The following is a 16,430-nucleotide window of genomic DNA, read 5'->3' as shown; positions in this document are numbered from 1 at the left end:
GGAGGGGCCTCCCGGCCGGGGCGGGACTCAACGGGACCGGGGCGCGGTGAGGTCTTCGTCGGTGAGCCGTTCGGGGGCGGGCGAGGTCTCCCCCGCGCCGGCCTCCACCGCGGTCTCGACGCCCCGTCCCCTGTCGGCGGGTGCCGGTCGCCGCGCGGCGGCGCGGCGGCGTCCCGGGATCAGGTCGCGCGGGCGCACCCCCTTGTCCCGGAAGAGCGGTACCGCGAGCACCGCGACCACGAGCACGGTCACCGCGCCGCCGACGACGAGGCCGGTCCGCGGCCCGAAGGCGTCGGCGAGGAAGCCGACCACCGGTGCGCCGATCGGGGCCACGCCCATGAAGACCAGCAGGAACATGCTCATCACACGGCCGCGCATCTGCGGATCCACGGTGAGCTGGAACGTGGCGTTGAGGGTGGTCACGTAGGTCATGAAGGCGATGCCCATGGGCACCAGCACGATGATGAACGTCGGATAGGTGGGCATGAGGCCGGCCACGATCTGGGCGACGCCGAAGGCCATCGAGCCCATGAGGATCAGCCGCAGGCGCGGGCGTTCGCGGCGGGCGGCCAGCAGCGCGCCGATGAGGGCCCCCACCGCCAGGCAGGCGGCGGCCACGCCGAACGCGGCGGCCCCCGTCTCGAAGACGTTGTTGACCATCAGGGCGATCTGACTCTGCCCGTTGGCACCGAAGAACTGCGTGCACGCCGCCAGCAGGAGCAGCAGCGTGAGGTCGCGGCGACCCCTGACGTAGGCCAGCCCTTCGCGGATCCGCCCCTTGCCCCGGGGCACCGGCTCGGTGGGGTTGAGTTCGGCGGTGCGGATGAGCAGCAGGGCCACGATGGTGAACCCGAACGAGACGCCGTTGACGAGGAAGACGGGACCGCTGCCGATCCAGGCGATCAACAGCCCGGCGACGGCCGGGCCGGTGACCCGGCCGAGCTGGAAGCTGGCGCTGTTGAGGGCGATCGCGTTGCTCAGCAGTTCCCGGTCGACCATCTCGGGGACGAAGGCCTGCCGTCCGGGGTTGTCCAGCACTGTGATCAGGCCGAGCCCGAACGCGAACAGGTACACGTGCCAGACCTGGGCGGCGCCGACGGTGGCCAGCACGCCGAGGGCGACGGCGAGCACGCCCATGGCGCTCTGCGTGCAGATCAGCAGGCGGCGTTTGCCCAGCCGGTCGACCAGGGCGCCGCCCCACAGCCCGAGGAAGAGCATGGGCAGGAACTGGAGGGCGGTGGTCATCCCGAGCGCGATGCCGCTGCCGCCGCTGAGCTGGAGGACCAGCCAGTCCTGGGCGATGCGCTGCATCCAGGTGCCGGGGTTGGAGAACAGTTGTCCGAGCGCGTACAGGCGGTAGTTGCGCACCGACAGCGAACGGAACATGGCCCTACGCCGCATCAGCCGCTCCCGGGGGGTGGGAGGGGGGCCGACGCGGTGACCGGAGCGTTCCGGGCGACAAAAAGTAAACGGCGTTGACTCATCATTCGGGTCAACGCCGTTCACCGTCTCGGGAATTCCCGCCGTGCGGGGCGGATGCGGAAGTCGGTCCGCGGCCGTCGCCGGCTAGCCGATGAGGGCGTAGATGGGCGCCTCGGCGAAGTGGACGAGGAACACGATCGAGATCAGCCAGAGCAGCGGGTGGACCTGGCGGCCCCTGCCCATGGCGAGGCTGACGAAGGCGTAGGTGAGCAGCCCGAACCCGATCCCGTTGGCGATCGAGTAGGTGAAGGGCATCATGATGATGGCCATGAAGGAGCCCAGGCCGATCGCCGGGTCCTTGAAGTCGATGTTCACGACCTGGGTCATCATCATGAAACCGACGATGACCAGGACCGGGGTGGCGGCCTCGAACGGGACCAGGGTCACCAGCGGGGTGAACAGGGTGGCCACGACCATCAGCAGACCGGTGACGATCGGGGCGATACCGGTCCGCGCGCCCTCCGCGACGCCGGCGGTGGACTCGGCGTAGATCGTGGCGACCGAGGCCGATCCCACACCGCCGAAGATCGTGCCCAGGGAGTCGGCGACCAGGACCTCGCGGGTGCCCTCGATGTTGCCGTCCTCGTCGGCCAGCCCGCCCTGGTGGGCGACGCCGACCATGGTGCCCATGGTGTCGAAGAAGTCGGCCAGCAGCAGGGTGAAGATCAGCATCAGCACGGTGGCGAAGCCGATCTCGGACCAGCGCCCGAACACGTTGAGGCCGCCGTCGGCGAACAGGCCGACGAGCGAGAAGTCCGGCAGCGACACCAGGCCGCCCACACCGTCGGGCAGCGCGGGAACGGTCAGGCCCCAGCCCAGGCGATCGCCGCCGTCGCCCAGCGCGGTCTCCACGGCGATGGCGAGCACGGTGGCGATGACGATGCCCAGCAGCATCGCGCCGCGGATCTTGCGGACGTACAGGGCGATGGTGATGAGCAGGCCGATGACGAAGATCAGGATCGGCCAGCCCCTGAGCCCGCCGTCGCCGAGCTGCACCGGGGTGCCCGCGCCCGCCTGGACGAAGCCGGCGTTGACCAGACCGATGAGCGCCAGGAACAGGCCCACACCGACCGCGATGGCGATCTTCAGACCGGGCGGGATGGCGGCGAAGACCGCGGTGCGGAAGCCGGTCAGCACCAGGATCAGCAGGAGCAGACCCTCGACGATGATCAGCAGGAACACGTCGGACCACGGCATGAGCGGCGCGATCCCGTAGGCGACCACCGCGTTGAGGCCCATGCCCGCGGCGATGGCGAACGGGTAGCGGCTGACCACGCCCATGAGGACGCAGGAGATCGCGGCGACGAGGGCGGTCACGGCGGCGACCTGGGGGATGCCCAGGGTCTCGCCGTTGACGTCCTCGGCGGTGCCGATGATCAGGGGGTTGAGGACGACGATGTAGGCCATGGCGAAGAAGGTCGCCAGGCCACCGCGGATCTCGGTGCCGAAGGTGGAACCGCGCTCGGAGATGCGGAAGAAGCGGTCCAGGGGGCCCGAGGGCGCCTCGGACACTGTGTCGGGGGATGGGGTTGCAGCGTTCACGGTGTCAGCCTGACCTGGTCGTGTTACCGGACAACAAGGATTCTGCGCCAGATTAGTTGCATCTTCATACAACAGCCGACACACGTTTCACAGGAGTTTCGTAGAAAACACCATGTGTTCGGATGATCGAGTGATCGGATGTGACGAAGATTTCCCTGGTGAGAGCAGACGCCTCACCTCCTCCATGGAGCGTTCCGATGTGTACGGCTAGCCTGGAGTCGTGCGCAAACCTCGTCAGCCGGATCCCGAAGTCCACGAGAGCGATTACCGAGTCCCCGCCGCGATCGGCACCGTCGCCTGGGTGATCGCGCTGATCGTGCTCTTGGCCATGGGCGAGGGCCTGCCCGAGTCCGAACGCTGGTGGATCGGCGTGTGCGCGACCGGGACGGGCCTGGGCGTGTTCGGTTTCCTCTACATCCCCCGCCTCCTGCGCAAACGGGCCGAGGCCGCCGAGCGGATCTCCTCCAGGGACTGATCGAACGCCCTGGTGGGTCCCGTGGTCGATAATGGGCGGGTGCCTGAGACAGCCTTTCCCCGCGGACTCGCCGAACGACTGCGCGCCATCCTCATCGACGCCGACTACACGGTGTCCGGCGTTCGCGACCGATTGGGCGACGCCGCGGCCCGCGCGCTGGCGCGCGAGGAACTCGTGCCCGCGCTGCGCGCCACCGGCGGCGAGGAGCGACTCGGGCTGCTGCTGCGCCTGTGGTGGCTCCAGAGCCCCATTCCCGCCCGGGCCGCCCGCGCCGTCCTGCCCGTCGACGAACTCGTGGGGGCGGGCCTCGTCACCGTGGACGAGCACCCCGGCGGACCCGTCGTGCGCTCCCTGGTGCACCTGGGCCCCTGGGAGCTGGAGGAGGGCCGACCCGGCTTCGTGGTCTCCGACCCCAAGGTGCGCCCCGGCACCGGCGTCGTGCCGCGCCCCGATCACGTGGTGGGCGCGGGCGGCGCCTCGGCCACCCTGTCCCGGCTGATCGTCGACGGCCCCGTCGAACGCGCCCTCGACGTCGGCACCGGCTGCGGTGTGCAGGCCCTGCACCTGGCCTCCCGCACCCGGGAGATCGTCGCCACCGACCTCAACCCGCGCGCCCTGCGGATGGCCCGGATCAGCCTGGCGCTGTCGGGCGTGCCCGACGTCCGTCTGCTCCAGGGTTCCCTGTACGAACCGGTCGAGGACGAGCGCTTCGACCTGATCGTGTCCAACCCGCCGTTCGTCATCACGCCCGACGCCTCCCGCTACACCTATCGGGAGTCCGACCTGCCCGGCGACTCGATCTGCGCCGAGCTGGTCCGCCAGGCCCCCGCCCACCTCACCGAGGGCGGCTGGTGCCAGTTGCTGGCCAACTGGGTGCACTCCGACGGCGACGACTGGGAGGACCGGGTGGGCGGCTGGGTCACCGGGACCGGCTGCTCGGGCTGGGTGGTCCAGCGCGATGTGCAGGACCCCGCCGAGTACGTGGAGTTGTGGCTGCGCGACTCCTGCGAGCACGGCACCCCCGAGTACACCCGCCGCTACGACGCCTGGTTGGACTACTTCGAGCGCGAGGGCATCAAGGGCATCGGGTTCGGGTGGATCAGCCTGCGCAACGACGTCGCCCAGGACGCGACCGTGCGCGTGGAGGAGCTGCGCCACGACATCGACCAACCGGTGGGCCCCTATCTCCCCTCCGTGGTGGACGGGGCGATGACGGCGCACCGGCTGACCGACGCCGCCCTGCTCTCGGCGCACGTGGCCCTGGCGCCGGGCGTGGTGGAGGAGCGCGTCGGGGTCCCCGGCGCGCCCGACCCGGAACGGATCCTGCTGCGTCAGCGCGACGGACTGCGCCGGGTCGCCCGGGTGGGCACGGTGGAGGCCGCGCTGGCCGGGGTCTGCGACGGGACGATGCCGGTGGGCCCCCTGCTGGACGCCATCGCCCAGCTCATCCACGAGGACCCGGCGCAGGTGCGCGAACGGGTGCCGGAGGCGCTGCGCACCCTCATTTCGGAGGGTTTCTTCACCGTCACCCGGTAGACCTTCGTCGCGCTCGGGCCCGCCCGGCGTCCGTCACCGCCGCCGCCGGATCAGCCCTGCTCGGGGTCCTCGGCCGGGGGTCGCGTGTAGAACTCGATGGTCCGCTCGGCCGCGGCGCGCACCGTCTCGGGATCGGCGCCGGTCGCCAGGTGGGCCCGTTCCCAGTCGCGGGCGCTCAGTTCCATGAACCGGAACGCCTCGGGCGAGGTCCCCCACTCGGAGGCCTCCGCCGGCATGTCCACACCGCCCTCCAGGTGCAGGGTCAGGCCGAGGAGGCCCAGGTCCCAGCCGACGCCCACCGCGCCCGGACCGAACCGATCCCAGAACTCGGTCAGCGGTGCCACGTGCGACAGCTCGAACCGGGTGCGCTCCCCGCCGTCCTCGGACGCCAGCGGGGTCAGACGCACGTGGACGTCGCTGCGCTGACCGTCGAACTCCCAGCTGACGTGGAAGGCCTTGGGCGGATCACAGGACAGGATCCGGCCGCCGGCGTTGTCCTGCACCTGATAGGTCCCGCCCTCGCGCAGGTCCCCGCCGACGGGGGCGAACCAGCGCGGAAGGCGCTCCGCGTTGGTACAGGCGTCCCACAGGTCCTCGATGGAGGTGGCGTAGTCGTGCGCGATGGTGACGGTGGTCTCGTCCCCCGCTCCGCTGATCGTCACCGTGCGTCCGGCGGCGTCGATCCGCTGTTGAACGTCCATGGTCCACTCCCCTGGTGTCGGGTCCGATGCCCGCCCGGTGGCCCCGGTACGGGTCACTGACGACGCCGCCCGCGCTCTCGTTCGTCGCCCGCGCGGCGTTCGCGCCCGCCTCTGACCAGTTCGGTCTCCAACGCCATCAGGTGCGGTTCCCAGCGGACGGCGAAGCGCCGAAGCCAGGCGTCGACGTCGCGCAGGGGCGAGGCGTCCACGGCGTAGAGCCTGCGGTTGCCGTCCTTGCGCACGGTGGCGAAACCGTTCTCCCGGAGCACGCGCAGGTGCTGGGAGACGGCCGGTTGCGAGATGCCGAACTCGGCCCGGACGACCTCGGTCAGTTCGCCGGAGGCCCGCTCACCTTCGTTGAGCAGTTCCAGGAGGCGTCTTCGCACGGGGTCGCCCAGGACGTCGAAGGCGTGCATGGGACCACCATATAAGATTTGATTTATATAAGCCAGGGTTGATTCTCTGTTCGCGGCGCGGGCACACCCGACCGACCCGGGTGCGCCCCGCCGCGCCTCAGTTGCCGGTGAAGACGACCACGCCCGTGCCCGTCTCCTCGCCGCCCTCCAGCACCCGGAAGCCCGGGGTCTCCGGATGGACGAGGATCTCGGAGTCGCACTCCAGTCCGATCCGGTGGGTCTCCCCCGGCGGGAACTCGCGCAGATCGACCGGCAGTTGCGCGTAGCACTCGGTGCTCTGCTCCTCGTACTCGAACTCGATGGTGGGCCGGTACCCCGAGAAGAACGAGGTGCTCCGGCCGCCGTCGGCCGAGGAGAGCATGGTCAGCTCCACGGCGATCTGCTGCCCGGGCTCGAAGGTCTGCTCGGTGGCGGTCGGCGGGGCCCCTTGCTCCACGCCGCCCGTGCCGGAGGCGGCGTCGGGCTCGTCGGAGGAGCAACCCGCCAGCGCGACGAGGGCGGCGGCGGCGAACAGGGCGATGGGGATCGTTCGCATGGAGGGGTCCTGTCAGATGTCGGATATGAGCGGGGACGTTACGCCAGGGAGGACGCTCCGGAATGTGCCCCGGTTCCTTCCAGGCCTCGATGAGAAGTACAGCGGGTCCGGAGCCCGCGGGCAAACCGGGGGTGCCCCCGTGCGCTAGCGTGCACGCATGGCCCGAATCTCCGAACTCGTCCACTACCCGGTGAAGGGGTGCGCGGGGGTCCCCCTGAGCACCGCCGAACTCACGCACGCCGGGATCCGCCACGATCGTTCCTTCATGGTGGTCGACGATTCCGGCGGCTTCCGCAGCCAGCGCAAGGACCCGCGCATGGCGCGCGTCCGGCCCGAGGTCGTCGACGACGTGCTGCGGCTGAGCACCGACGGGATCGAGCCCCTGACGGTGAAGATCGACCCCGACGGACCTCGCCTCGACGTCACGCTGCACCGGCTGCCGTTCGTCGGCGTCGACCAGGGCGAGCCGGCCGCCGCCTGGCTGACCGAGGTGTTCGGCTCGTCCAGTCGTCTGGTCCGGGTCCCCGACGACCACCGACGCGAGGTGAGCGGTCTCACCCCGGGCACCAGCGGCTTCGCCGACAGCACCGCCGTCCTCATGGCCTCCACCGCGTCCTTGGACCTGCTCAACGGCCGCATCCTGGAGACCGGCTCCGAGCCCGTGCCGATCGACCGCTTCCGGCCCAACCTCGTCATCTCCGGATGGACCGAACCCCATACCGAGGACCGGGTGCGCGCCGTGCGCGCGGGCACCGCCGAACTCGGCTACGCCAAGGTCTGCATCCGGTGCGCGGTCACCACCGTGGACCAGGGGAGCGGGGAGAAACGCGGCCCCGAACCACTGCGCACCCTGGCCGGCTACCGCCGGGCCGACGACGGCGGCGTCTCCTTCGGAGCCAAGTTCTCGGTCACCCGGCCGGGTGTGCTGAACGTCGGCGACGAACTCGACGTCACCGCCTGGGGCGAGGCCGAACAGGGCCTGGGCGAACGCCTCGCCACCGTGCTCCCCTGAGTCTCCGCTCCGCCGGTCCCCGGGAGCCCCGTGGGCGCCCTCACCTCGCGGAGCGGTCCCCGGGTCACTGCTCCAGGTCGGTCTCGGCCAGCAGGATCGGGGCGGCGTCCGGGTCGCGCAGCGCCGCCGCCACCAGATGGCGGCGGCCCCACTGCTCGGCGCGCCAGCACAGGGCGCGGGCCAGACCGTCGGTGGTGGCCGCGTGCACCACACCGTCACCCACGTACCACTCCACCTCGGTCTCGTCCACGACGAGCGTCGCGTGGTGCACGTAGGTCCGGTCCGGCTCCCCCTCCGGGTCCAGGAACAGGTCGACGACGTCGGGCACCGGGCGGACGCTCCCCGCCGAGGTGACCTCCCCCTCGACGATCTCGCTCGCCACGGCCAGGTCCAGGACGTCGGCCAGCGACTCCGGGGACGCGGCCAGCACCAGGGGCCGATCCGCGACCAACGGGAGCAGATCCGGAGAGTCCACCACCACGACCTCCTCGGCGTCGGCGACCACGATCGCCCCGCCGAGGACGGCGCGCACCCGCGCGGGCGGGGTGACCAGGTCGGCGTCGACCCCGGCCAGCGCCGTCCAGATCCGCAGGAGCGCCGCCCGGTCCACGTGCCTTCGCGGATCGGCGAGCCGGGTCGCCAGGTCATCGGGGCCGTCCGGGTCGGCCAGCAGGTCGGTGAGGGTCGTGCGCACGCCCAGTGCCCGGGCGAACTCCGGATCGATGTCGGTGGGCGCCTCGTCGTAGAGCCCGCTCAGCGCGGGCTCGGCCTCGGCGGCGCGCAGTTCGGCCGGGGCGCTCCCGTCCAGCAGGGCACGGGAGCGCAGCCACCAGGAGGTGTAGGAGGGCACGTCGACGACCCGGCCGTCGGGCATGAGCACCCGGGCCGGTTCGGTCACCGCCTCCCGCAACACGCCCCGGGAGAGCATCTCCAGGGCTCGGGGCCAGCGGTCGTCGGCCACGTAGTCGAGGTCGACGACACAGGTCAGTTCGGGGACGACCGGCGGCAGGTCGGGGTCTCCGACCCGCTCCAGGACCTCGTCGGCCCACTCCTCCAACCCGTCGGGCGCCTCCTCGAACGCGTCGAGGAGGTCCTCGCCCAACGCGACCTCCTCGGCGCGCGTCACGGTGAACTCCCACAGGGCGCCGACCGCCCGCAGGACATCGGTCCCGTACCGCTCCACCAGATCGTCGTGGACCGCGCCGAAGGGGGCGTCCTCCGCCAGCACCTCGGCCAGCGGGGCGCCCGGGACGAGGAGTTCGGCGGCGATCGAGTAGCCGTCCTCGTCGTCGCGCAACGCCAGCTCGGCCAGCCAGGGCGCGTCGGCGACGGTCGTCCCCGAGGCGGCGACCAGGCCCAGGACCGCCTCGGCCAGGGGTTCGGGGTCGTCGGCGTCCAGAGAGGACCGTACGGCCGCCTCGGTGCTCGCGTCGGCCAGGACCGTGCCGGGACCGGCCTCCACCGCGCCCAGACGCAACAGGAGCGGGTGGACGGCCTCCGGGTGGACCAGACGCACCCCGAGGGCGGCCAGGGCACGGGAGTCGATCCGCGCGGTGCCCTCCTCCTCGGGGACCAGCAGGGAACGGGGGCCGCGCACCAGGCGTCCGTCGGCCAGGGGCACCGGCAGGGCGCCCAGTTCGTCGGTGTCCACCCCGGTGGTGCCGGCCAGCGCCGCGTACAGACCGGCCCACCAGCGCGGCGGCCGGTCGGTGTCGGCGAGCAGGTCGGCGATGTCGGCCGCGCCGATCCGGTGGACCCGCAGGGACGCCAGCGCCGGGTGCCGGGGGTTGAGCCGGCCCGGCAACAGCGCGGGCACCAACTCGGCGAGGACCGCGGCGAGGTCGACGCCCCCGGTGTCGAGCAGAACGGCCTCGGCCGGGGCGATCCGGGCCCCGGACTCGGTGGTCAGGAACGCGGTCGTGCGCAGGGGTTCGGCGACCCGGGCGCGGAGACCGGCGTCGAGGTGTCCGCCGCCCACCCGGGTTCCGGGCACCAGTTCCAGGGCGGCACCGGCGTCGAATCGGCGCAGGAGCGCGCAGTAGGCCTCGGCGGCCTCGGACAACAGCAGATCGGTGGCCGGACCCGGCTGCACCGCCCGCCGGTCGCTGCCGAGCGGGAACGTGCCGATGAGGACGGCGGGCAGGTCCAGTCCGGTGTCGGTGGGGGTGGGCGCGTGCACGACGGGCTCCACGCCCTCCGGCAGCGGGGCCGGGCCCCCCTCGTCGTCGACGGGCACCGCCCAGGTGAGCGACCAGGCGGTGCGGCCGCGCTCCTCGGTGGGCCGGTCGGCGAGCAGGTCCGGATCGAAGGTCCCGGTGCGGGTGATCGTGCGCCAACGGGTGGTGCGGACGCCCTCGGCGTCGCGGTGGGTCGTCACGGGGTCGATCGCGCCGTCGTCGGCCTCACCCTCCTCACGGGTGGCCACGTGCTCGACGCCGTCGGCCAGCACGCGGACCTCGGTGAGCCCGGGGAGAGCCAGCAGGAGGGCCTCGCCGGTGCCCACCAGCAGCGCGCGCACCCGGTCGCGGGCCCCGTCGTCGCGCAGCGTCAACGCGACCACGGTGTCGTAGCCCTCGACGCCCGCGCCCTCCTCGGGGAAGGGGAGCCGGAGCATGGGCACGTGCCCGGAACGGCGTTCCACCTCGGCGGCCAGCCCGCCCGGACCGGTGTCGGCGAGCAGGTCGGCGACGGCGGCCCGGGCCAGATCGGCGCTGAACCGCACGGCGGAGCCGGCGGAGGTGACGGTCACGTCGTCGCTGAGCGCGGCCACGGCGGAGAAGCCCACCCCGAACCGGCCGGCGGAGGCGTCGTCATCGCGTTTGGTGGAGGCCCGCAGGGTGGCCAACGACTCCACGCCCTCGGCGGTGAGCGGGGCGCCCGTGTTGGCCGCGATGAGCCGGTGCCCCTCCAGGGACAGCAGCAGGCGCCCGGGGACGTCCGCGCGCCGGGCGGCGTCGGCCGCGTTCTGAGCGAGTTCGACGATGACCCGGTCCCGGTAGCCGCCGAGCGCGAAGTCCTCTTCCGCGTTGGCGTCCTCGCGGAATCGGGCGGGCGCGTCCGACCACGCCGCGAGCACTCTGCGGCGCAGTTCGGCGGTGGCGTAGGGGTCGGCCACCGACTCGGTGGTGAGCGGCTCGGCCATGATGGTCCCTCCTGGGCTGCGGGCGCGGCCCGGCACGGTGCACATCAGACCTTAGGGCATGCGCCGCGAGCGCACTCGCGCCCGTCGCCCGCCATCGCCCTCAACGGACCCCCGTCGCCCGCGCGGTGCCCCGGCACGGCGCGCGCGACCCGTGGCGTTCACAGGGCACGCCCCACCCGCGGTCCGGGCGGGGCGTGGTACGGACGGATCCGTCAGGAGTCGGAGGTGACCAGTTCGAGTTCGGTGGTGTCGTCGAAGACGATGTGGTCGTACCCCAGCTCGTCCACGACGGGGGCGACCGGCTCGTTGCGCGACTGCGGCATGCGCACCTCGGAGTGGGCGCCGCATCCGTGGTCCATGGAGACGACCCGGCCGTCGTCGGGGGCGTACTCGTTGGTGCACACCCCGAACATCTGGCGCAGCTCGCCGGCGAGCGGGGTCATGAAGCCGCAGGTGATGCAGCGGGCGGGCGCGGCCTCGGCGATCGGGCTGCGCGGCCCGGACTCACCGTTGTACCAGCGCTCGGCGGCCTGCTCACGACCGGTCTCCGACAGCACGTACTTGCGGCCCAGGCCCATCTCCCAGACCATCTGCCGATCGACGCCCTCGTCGTCCAGCTCGTTGTCGGGGACCTGCGCGTAGCCGGGGACGAGGCGCTCGTCGTCCTCTTCGATGGGCAGCAGGTCGCCCACGCCGAGGTCGCCGGGGCGCAGGCGCTGGTTCCACGGCACCCATTCGGGTGCGACGAGGGCGCCCTCGCCGGGCAGCAGGACGACCTCGTTGACCGTGACGTCCTTGGCGCGCGAGGCGCGGACGACGGTGACGGCGTAGTTCCAGCCGGGATAGGCCGGGTCCAGGCAGGTGAAGTAGTGGGTGATCAGACGGGCGTCCTCGACCTGGGGAGTGAGGTGCTCACCCACCCACTCGGGTCGCCCGACCTCGGCGGCCACCGAGCGGGCCAGGTCCACCGCCTCGATACACGCCTTGTCCGGTACAGGAGAACGTCGAGAAGGGCTCACGTCCCCCATTCTCACTGATCCCCGGCACCGATTTGACCACAACGCGGGTCAAGGTTCGTCCGATACACCCTCTTGATCGGGTCTTGGGTCCCCGGGGCGGAGCCGACCGACCGGTCGGGACCGCCCCGGAGACCGCTCAGGCCTCCAGATCGTCGGCGACGACCCGGAGCACCGCGGCGATCCGGGAGGCGTCGCGGCGCTCGGGGTGGCGGTCGCGCCGGTAGCCGTTGGACAGCCCCTCCAGCAGTTTGATGAGGTCCTCGGTGATGACGACCATCTCTTCGGGCTTCTTGCGCCGGGCCTTGGCCACCGAGTGCTGCACGTCCAACAGTTTGACCTGGAGCGCCTGCGCGCCCTTTCGCCCTTCGGCCACACCGAATTCGACCCGTTGTCCGGGGCGCAGCGTCTCGGTGCCGGAGGGTAGGGCGGTGGAGTGCACGAAAACCTCTCCACCGTCGTCGCGTGTGAGAAAACCGAAACCCTTGCCGCCGTCGTACCACTTGACCTTGCCGGTGGGCACGTAGGACCTCATGCTTTCACTCGGTGTCGTGCAATGGTGGGCCCAGGCTAATGCCCCGGAGTGACGGAAGCGAGGCATAATTCCCGGGCACAAAGGAACGAGGCCCGGATACGGCTCACCCGGGCCTCGTGCGTCTCGGTGGCCCCTCCCCGCTGATGCGGAGCACGGGACGGGACTCGGCGGAGAGGCCGGGCCACCGACGACGCGGTGCGGAGCCCGGACCGGATGCCGGGCCACCTGTCTCACTGGCGTGGCCGTCGCGAAGCGAAAGCGACGGTGTACCGCATTGATTACCCGAGAACGTGTGCCCGGACGCACCGTAACGGGCCGACCGGAAAAGGTTATTCCCCTGTGTTTGCCAGTCGATGACCGGCGGCCGTTCAGCCGGGTCGGCTCTCGGCGGCCCGCTCGGCCGCGCGTTCGGCGGCCCTCGCCGAGCGAAGGACCCGAGGGTAGAGGTAGGCCACGGAGACCAGGGAGGCCAGGCCCAGCCCGATGACCCCGGTCTCGGACAGGGACCGTTGCACGTACTGGTCCACGAAGTCGGCCCGGCCGTCCCACAGCGCCATTCCGGTCACGCAGCCCAGGAACGGGACGACGATCGCGATCCACTTGTCGTGGATGTTCCACACCCGGCTGAGCACGATGAACGCGACACCGAGCACCCACAGGAAGGACAGCCCCCACATCCAGGGGACGGTCAGCAGCAGCAACGCCAGGGCGACCAGTTCGCCGGGGTGCCGGCGCAGGCACAGGATCAGGCCGCGCAGCGGTCCCGGCCCCCGGGGGACGTGGCCGTGCACCCGCATCTCGGTGCGGCCGGGTCCCTCCAGCAGGCCCATCAGGCCGGAGCTGGGACCGCCGCGCCAGGGCGGCGGCGGCCGGTCGGCGTGCCGGGGCTTGGGCGGGATGAGCTCATCGTCCTCGATGTCGAGCTTGTTGCCGACGATCTCCCGCTCCACCAGGTCCGTGGGGCTGCCGAAGACCAGCAGGATGCCCCGGACGGTGTCCACGTCGTCATCGGGCGCGGCGGCGCGGCGCGCGTCGATCCGAGAACGCACGTCAGCGAGGTAGGTGGTCCGTTCCCTGGCGGTCAGCCGACCGTGCAGGACCAAGCCGACCTCGGACAGATAGTCGAGTACCACTTGTTCCGAGCGCTGGGTCATATCCCCATAGTGGCGGAGGATGACCTGCCTTTTAAGCCCTCTTTCCATTTTCGGTCGCCGAATTCTCTCCGTATACGGTCCACCACCCGGTGACGCATGGGATCGGGGTGGAGCGCTGGACCGCCCCGGAGGGGAACACCGCCCACCGCGGGCCGACCCCGCGGAGAGAGCCCCGCCGCCCCGTGGGACGCCCGTCGAGGTGGGGATGGCGGTGGCGACGACGGGCGGAACGGGGTGCTCGTCGCAAGGCCCGCGAAGGGGTCGGGGCGGTTCTGCCGTCGACCGATGAGAACGCGGTGCGGAGAGGGACGGGCCGGGGCGTCGCGCAGCGGGGTGAGTATCCGCGGAACATGCCCTAGCGTTGATTCCGATGACCGAGAACGCACAGCCCGACCGGCACGGATCGGGCCCGGGGACCGCCGGGCCGGGACGCCCCCCGACCTTCACCTCCTGGCTGCGCGACCGGTCGGATGAGGAGCTGGCCGCGCTGCTGTCCGCCCGGCCCGACCTCGCCCGCCCCGTCCCCGCCGACATCGGCGCCCTCGCCGCCCGCGCCACCACCCGCAACACCGTCCTGCGGGCCCTGGAAGGGCTGGACTCCTTCACCCTCCAGGTCCTGGAGGGCGTCGTCGCCCTCGGCGACGACCGCCTCTCCGAACCCGTGGGCGTCACCCCGGACGAACTCGTCACCGCCCTGACCCCGGCGGCGGCCGACGCCGATCGGCTCCGGGAGGCCGTGCCCCCCGTCCTGGTCGGGCTGCGCCGATCGGCGCTGATCTGGCCCGACCGGGACCGGCTCCGCCCCGTCCAGGTCCTGCGCGACCTGTTGGACGCCCCCGCCCGACTCGGCCCGCCCGCCCGGGTCCTGCTGGCCGCCCTGCCGCACGGGCGGGTCAAGCGGCTGGCCGACGACCTGGTCCCCGACTCCGCCGAGCCCGCCCCCGTCGAGGCACTGGCCCGGCTGCTCGCGGACCCCCGTCGGCTCGACGACCTCCTGTCCCGGGTGGGGGAACAGGCCCACCGCCTCCTGGACGGGATGACCTGGGGGCCTCCCCACGGCACCGTCGCCGACGCCCGCCGCGACGTCGGGGTCGCCGACGCCGGATCGTCCGTGGAGGAGTTGCTCGCCCGGGCGCTGCTGCTGCCCAGCGGCGACGACACGCTCACCCTGCCCCGGGAGGTGGCGCTGCACCTGCGCTCCGGGAGGCTGTTCCGCGAGGTCGGTGTGGAACCGCCCGCGTTCGCGGGCACCGAGCGCGACGGGGACGCGGTGACCCGGTTCGCCGCCGGCCAGGCGTTCACGGTGCTGCGCGCCATCGAGGAACTCCTGGAGTCCTGGTCCGCCGAGCCGGCCGCGGTCCTGCGCAACGGCGGTCTGGGCGTTCGGGACCTGCGCCGGGCCGCCCGGGTCATGGACACCGACGACGCCACCGCCGCGCTGTACGTGGAGATCGCCCACGTCGCCGGGCTGCTCGGCACCGATGACCGGGTCGAGGGCGAATGGCTGCCCACCCGCGAATACGACCTGTGGCGGGAGAGTCCGCCCGAACGCCGTTGGCTGCGGCTGGCACAGGCCTGGCTCGACACCGACCGGGTGCCCGCGCTGAGCGGGTCCAAGGACCCCGGCGGACGGATGCGCAACGTGCTCGGTCCGGGACTGGTCCGACCGGCCGCGCCGCAGGCCCGCCGCGACCTCCTCGGCGAACTGGCCACCGCCGACCCCGGCTACGCCCCGACCCCGGTGTCGCTGTCCGCCCGCCTCGCCTGGCGGCGACCGCGCCGCCGCTCGCAGCCGTACACCGAACTCGTGGCGGTCGCCGAGACCGAGGCCGCCGCACTCGGTCTCACCGGTCGGGACGCCCTGGCCGACCACGTCCGCCCCCTGCTCGAAGGCGACCCCGAGGGCGCCGCCGCCCTGCTCTCCGTCCACCTGCCCCGGCCCCTGGACCACGTCCTGGTCCAGGGCGACCTGACCGCGATCGCCCCCGGCCCCCTGGTCACCGAACTGGCCCGGGAGCTGTCGTTGATCGCCGAGGTCGAGTCGACCGGCGGCGCCACGGTGTACCGGTTCACGGAGGACTCGGTGCGGCGGGCCCTGGACGCCGGACGTGGCATCGCCGACATCACCACCCTTCTCGAACGCCACTCGCGCACCCCCCTGCCGCAGGCCCTGCGTTACCTGATGTCCGACGTGGGCCGACGGCACGGGCGGTTGCGCGCCGGATCGGCGTCGGCCTACCTGCGCTGCGACGAACCGGCCCTACTGGACGAGGTGATCGGGGACCGTCGCACCGAGACCTTGGGGCTGGTGCGGTTGGCCCCGACCGTGGTGGCCTCCGCCGTCAACCGGGCGACGCTGGTGGAGGGGCTGCGCAGGTCGGGGTACCACCCCGTGCCGGAGGGCGGGGACGGCACCATGAGGCTCTCCCGCCCCGAGGTGCGCCGCGCCGAACCCGTGGAGGTCCCACCCGAGCCGCTCTCCGCCACACCGCCCGTGGAGCGCCTCCGCGACACCGTGCGGGCCGTGCGCGCCGGGGACGAGGCCGCGACGGCGGTCCGGCGGCCGGTGTCCCTCCCGGAGGACGGGCCGCCCGGCTCCCGGGCGATGGCCGTGTCGACGGCCCTGGCCCGTGTCGCCGAGACGGGAGACCGGGTGTGGATCGGTTACACCGACACCGACGGCCGCCAGGTGAGCCGCATCATCGCCCCGTCCTCGATCGACGGCGGGTTCGTCATCGCCCACGACGCCACGCGGAACGCGGTGCAGCGCTTCGCGATCCACCGGATCACCGCCGTCGCCGAACTGGAGGAGGACGATCGGACGGAGACGCCGTAGGGTGGTACGCGGTCGACAGCAGGCCCTCGGACAACGAGAGACACCCCC

The 16,430-nt window shown here is 72.4% G+C and carries 13 protein-coding genes; 4 read left to right on the top strand and 9 right to left on the bottom strand.

Annotated elements, in window-relative coordinates; translation table 11 throughout:
• Positions 1-27: 27 nt before the first annotated feature.
• Both RM479_RS11030 and RM479_RS11025 read right to left on the bottom strand, forming a co-directional pair.
• Complete coding sequence (locus tag RM479_RS11030; RefSeq protein ID WP_311511619.1) at positions 28-1,401, bottom strand: MFS transporter; 1,374 nt, start codon at positions 1,399-1,401, stop codon at positions 28-30.
• A gap of 165 nt (positions 1,402-1,566) precedes the next feature.
• Entirely contained in the window at positions 1,567-3,024 is a 1,458-nt protein-coding gene (locus tag RM479_RS11025; protein ID WP_311511618.1) for an NCS2 family permease, read from the bottom strand.
• 220 nt (positions 3,025-3,244) lie between these two features.
• On the opposite strand from RM479_RS11025, the gene RM479_RS11020 reads away from it, so the two are divergent.
• Positions 3,245-3,499, top strand: a complete 255-nt coding sequence (locus RM479_RS11020; RefSeq protein WP_311511617.1) for a DUF2530 domain-containing protein — start codon at positions 3,245-3,247, stop codon at positions 3,497-3,499.
• 39 nt (positions 3,500-3,538) lie between these two features.
• Complete coding sequence (locus tag RM479_RS11015) at positions 3,539-5,035, top strand: class I SAM-dependent methyltransferase (RefSeq protein WP_311511616.1); 1,497 nt, start codon at positions 3,539-3,541, stop codon at positions 5,033-5,035.
• Positions 5,036-5,085: 50 nt separating this feature from the next.
• Here RM479_RS11015 and RM479_RS11010 read toward each other — a convergent pair whose 3' ends face one another.
• The 3 genes from RM479_RS11010 to RM479_RS11000 form a co-directional block, all read right to left on the bottom strand.
• On the bottom strand, positions 5,086-5,736 hold the full coding sequence (locus tag RM479_RS11010) for an SRPBCC domain-containing protein (RefSeq protein ID WP_311511615.1): 651 nt from the start codon (positions 5,734-5,736) through the stop codon (positions 5,086-5,088).
• A 53-nt stretch (positions 5,737-5,789) separates the two neighbouring features.
• On the bottom strand, positions 5,790-6,152 hold the full coding sequence (locus RM479_RS11005) for an ArsR/SmtB family transcription factor (protein ID WP_274808338.1): 363 nt from the start codon (positions 6,150-6,152) through the stop codon (positions 5,790-5,792).
• A gap of 97 nt (positions 6,153-6,249) precedes the next feature.
• Positions 6,250-6,687, bottom strand: coding sequence for a hypothetical protein (locus RM479_RS11000; protein WP_311511614.1), 438 nt, complete (start codon positions 6,685-6,687; stop codon positions 6,250-6,252).
• Between the two features lie 157 nt (positions 6,688-6,844).
• Here RM479_RS11000 and RM479_RS10995 point away from each other — a divergent pair, with 157 nt between their 5' ends.
• Entirely contained in the window at positions 6,845-7,699 is an 855-nt protein-coding gene (locus RM479_RS10995; RefSeq protein ID WP_311511613.1) for an MOSC domain-containing protein, read from the top strand.
• Positions 7,700-7,763: 64 nt separating this feature from the next.
• Here RM479_RS10995 and RM479_RS10990 read toward each other — a convergent pair whose 3' ends face one another.
• From RM479_RS10990 to RM479_RS10975, 4 genes are all read right to left on the bottom strand, one after another.
• Positions 7,764-10,841, bottom strand: a complete 3,078-nt coding sequence (locus RM479_RS10990; protein WP_311511612.1) for a sacsin N-terminal ATP-binding-like domain-containing protein — start codon at positions 10,839-10,841, stop codon at positions 7,764-7,766.
• A gap of 212 nt (positions 10,842-11,053) precedes the next feature.
• Positions 11,054-11,809: a DUF3027 domain-containing protein gene (locus tag RM479_RS10985; protein ID WP_311511826.1), complete on the bottom strand. Its 756-nt coding sequence runs from the start codon at positions 11,807-11,809 to the stop codon at positions 11,054-11,056.
• 187 nt (positions 11,810-11,996) lie between these two features.
• On the bottom strand, positions 11,997-12,380 hold the full coding sequence (locus RM479_RS10980; protein ID WP_311511825.1) for a cold-shock protein: 384 nt from the start codon (positions 12,378-12,380) through the stop codon (positions 11,997-11,999).
• 380 nt (positions 12,381-12,760) lie between these two features.
• Positions 12,761-13,546, bottom strand: a complete 786-nt coding sequence (locus RM479_RS10975; RefSeq protein ID WP_311511611.1) for a hypothetical protein — start codon at positions 13,544-13,546, stop codon at positions 12,761-12,763.
• 370 nt (positions 13,547-13,916) lie between these two features.
• On the opposite strand from RM479_RS10975, the gene RM479_RS10970 reads away from it, so the two are divergent.
• Positions 13,917-16,382, top strand: coding sequence for a helicase-associated domain-containing protein (locus RM479_RS10970; RefSeq protein ID WP_311511610.1), 2,466 nt, complete (start codon positions 13,917-13,919; stop codon positions 16,380-16,382).
• Positions 16,383-16,430: the final 48 nt, after the last annotated feature.

The sequence above is a fragment of the Nocardiopsis lambiniae genome, from assembly GCF_031845465.1.
GTDB lineage: Bacteria > Actinomycetota > Actinomycetes > Streptosporangiales > Streptosporangiaceae > Nocardiopsis > Nocardiopsis lambiniae.
The sequence above is the reverse complement of the archived record's forward strand: the minus strand, read 5'-3'. Positions and strand labels throughout refer to the sequence as shown.

Excerpts from the sequence above, each read along its gene's own strand:
- RM479_RS11030 (WP_311511619.1), bottom strand. The coding sequence starts at position 1,401 with ATGCGGCGTAGGGCCATGTTCCGTTCGCTGTCGGTGCGCAACTACCGC.
- RM479_RS11000 (WP_311511614.1), bottom strand. The coding sequence starts at position 6,687 with ATGCGAACGATCCCCATCGCCCTGTTCGCCGCCGCCGCCCTCGTCGCG.
- RM479_RS10990 (WP_311511612.1), bottom strand. The coding sequence starts at position 10,841 with ATGGCCGAGCCGCTCACCACCGAGTCGGTGGCCGACCCCTACGCCACC.
- RM479_RS10970 (WP_311511610.1), top strand. The coding sequence starts at position 13,917 with ATGACCGAGAACGCACAGCCCGACCGGCACGGATCGGGCCCGGGGACC.
- RM479_RS11005 (WP_274808338.1), bottom strand. The coding sequence starts at position 6,152 with ATGCACGCCTTCGACGTCCTGGGCGACCCCGTGCGAAGACGCCTCCTG.
- RM479_RS10975 (WP_311511611.1), bottom strand. The coding sequence starts at position 13,546 with ATGACCCAGCGCTCGGAACAAGTGGTACTCGACTATCTGTCCGAGGTC.
- RM479_RS10995 (WP_311511613.1), top strand. The coding sequence starts at position 6,845 with ATGGCCCGAATCTCCGAACTCGTCCACTACCCGGTGAAGGGGTGCGCG.
- RM479_RS11010 (WP_311511615.1), bottom strand. The coding sequence starts at position 5,736 with ATGGACGTTCAACAGCGGATCGACGCCGCCGGACGCACGGTGACGATC.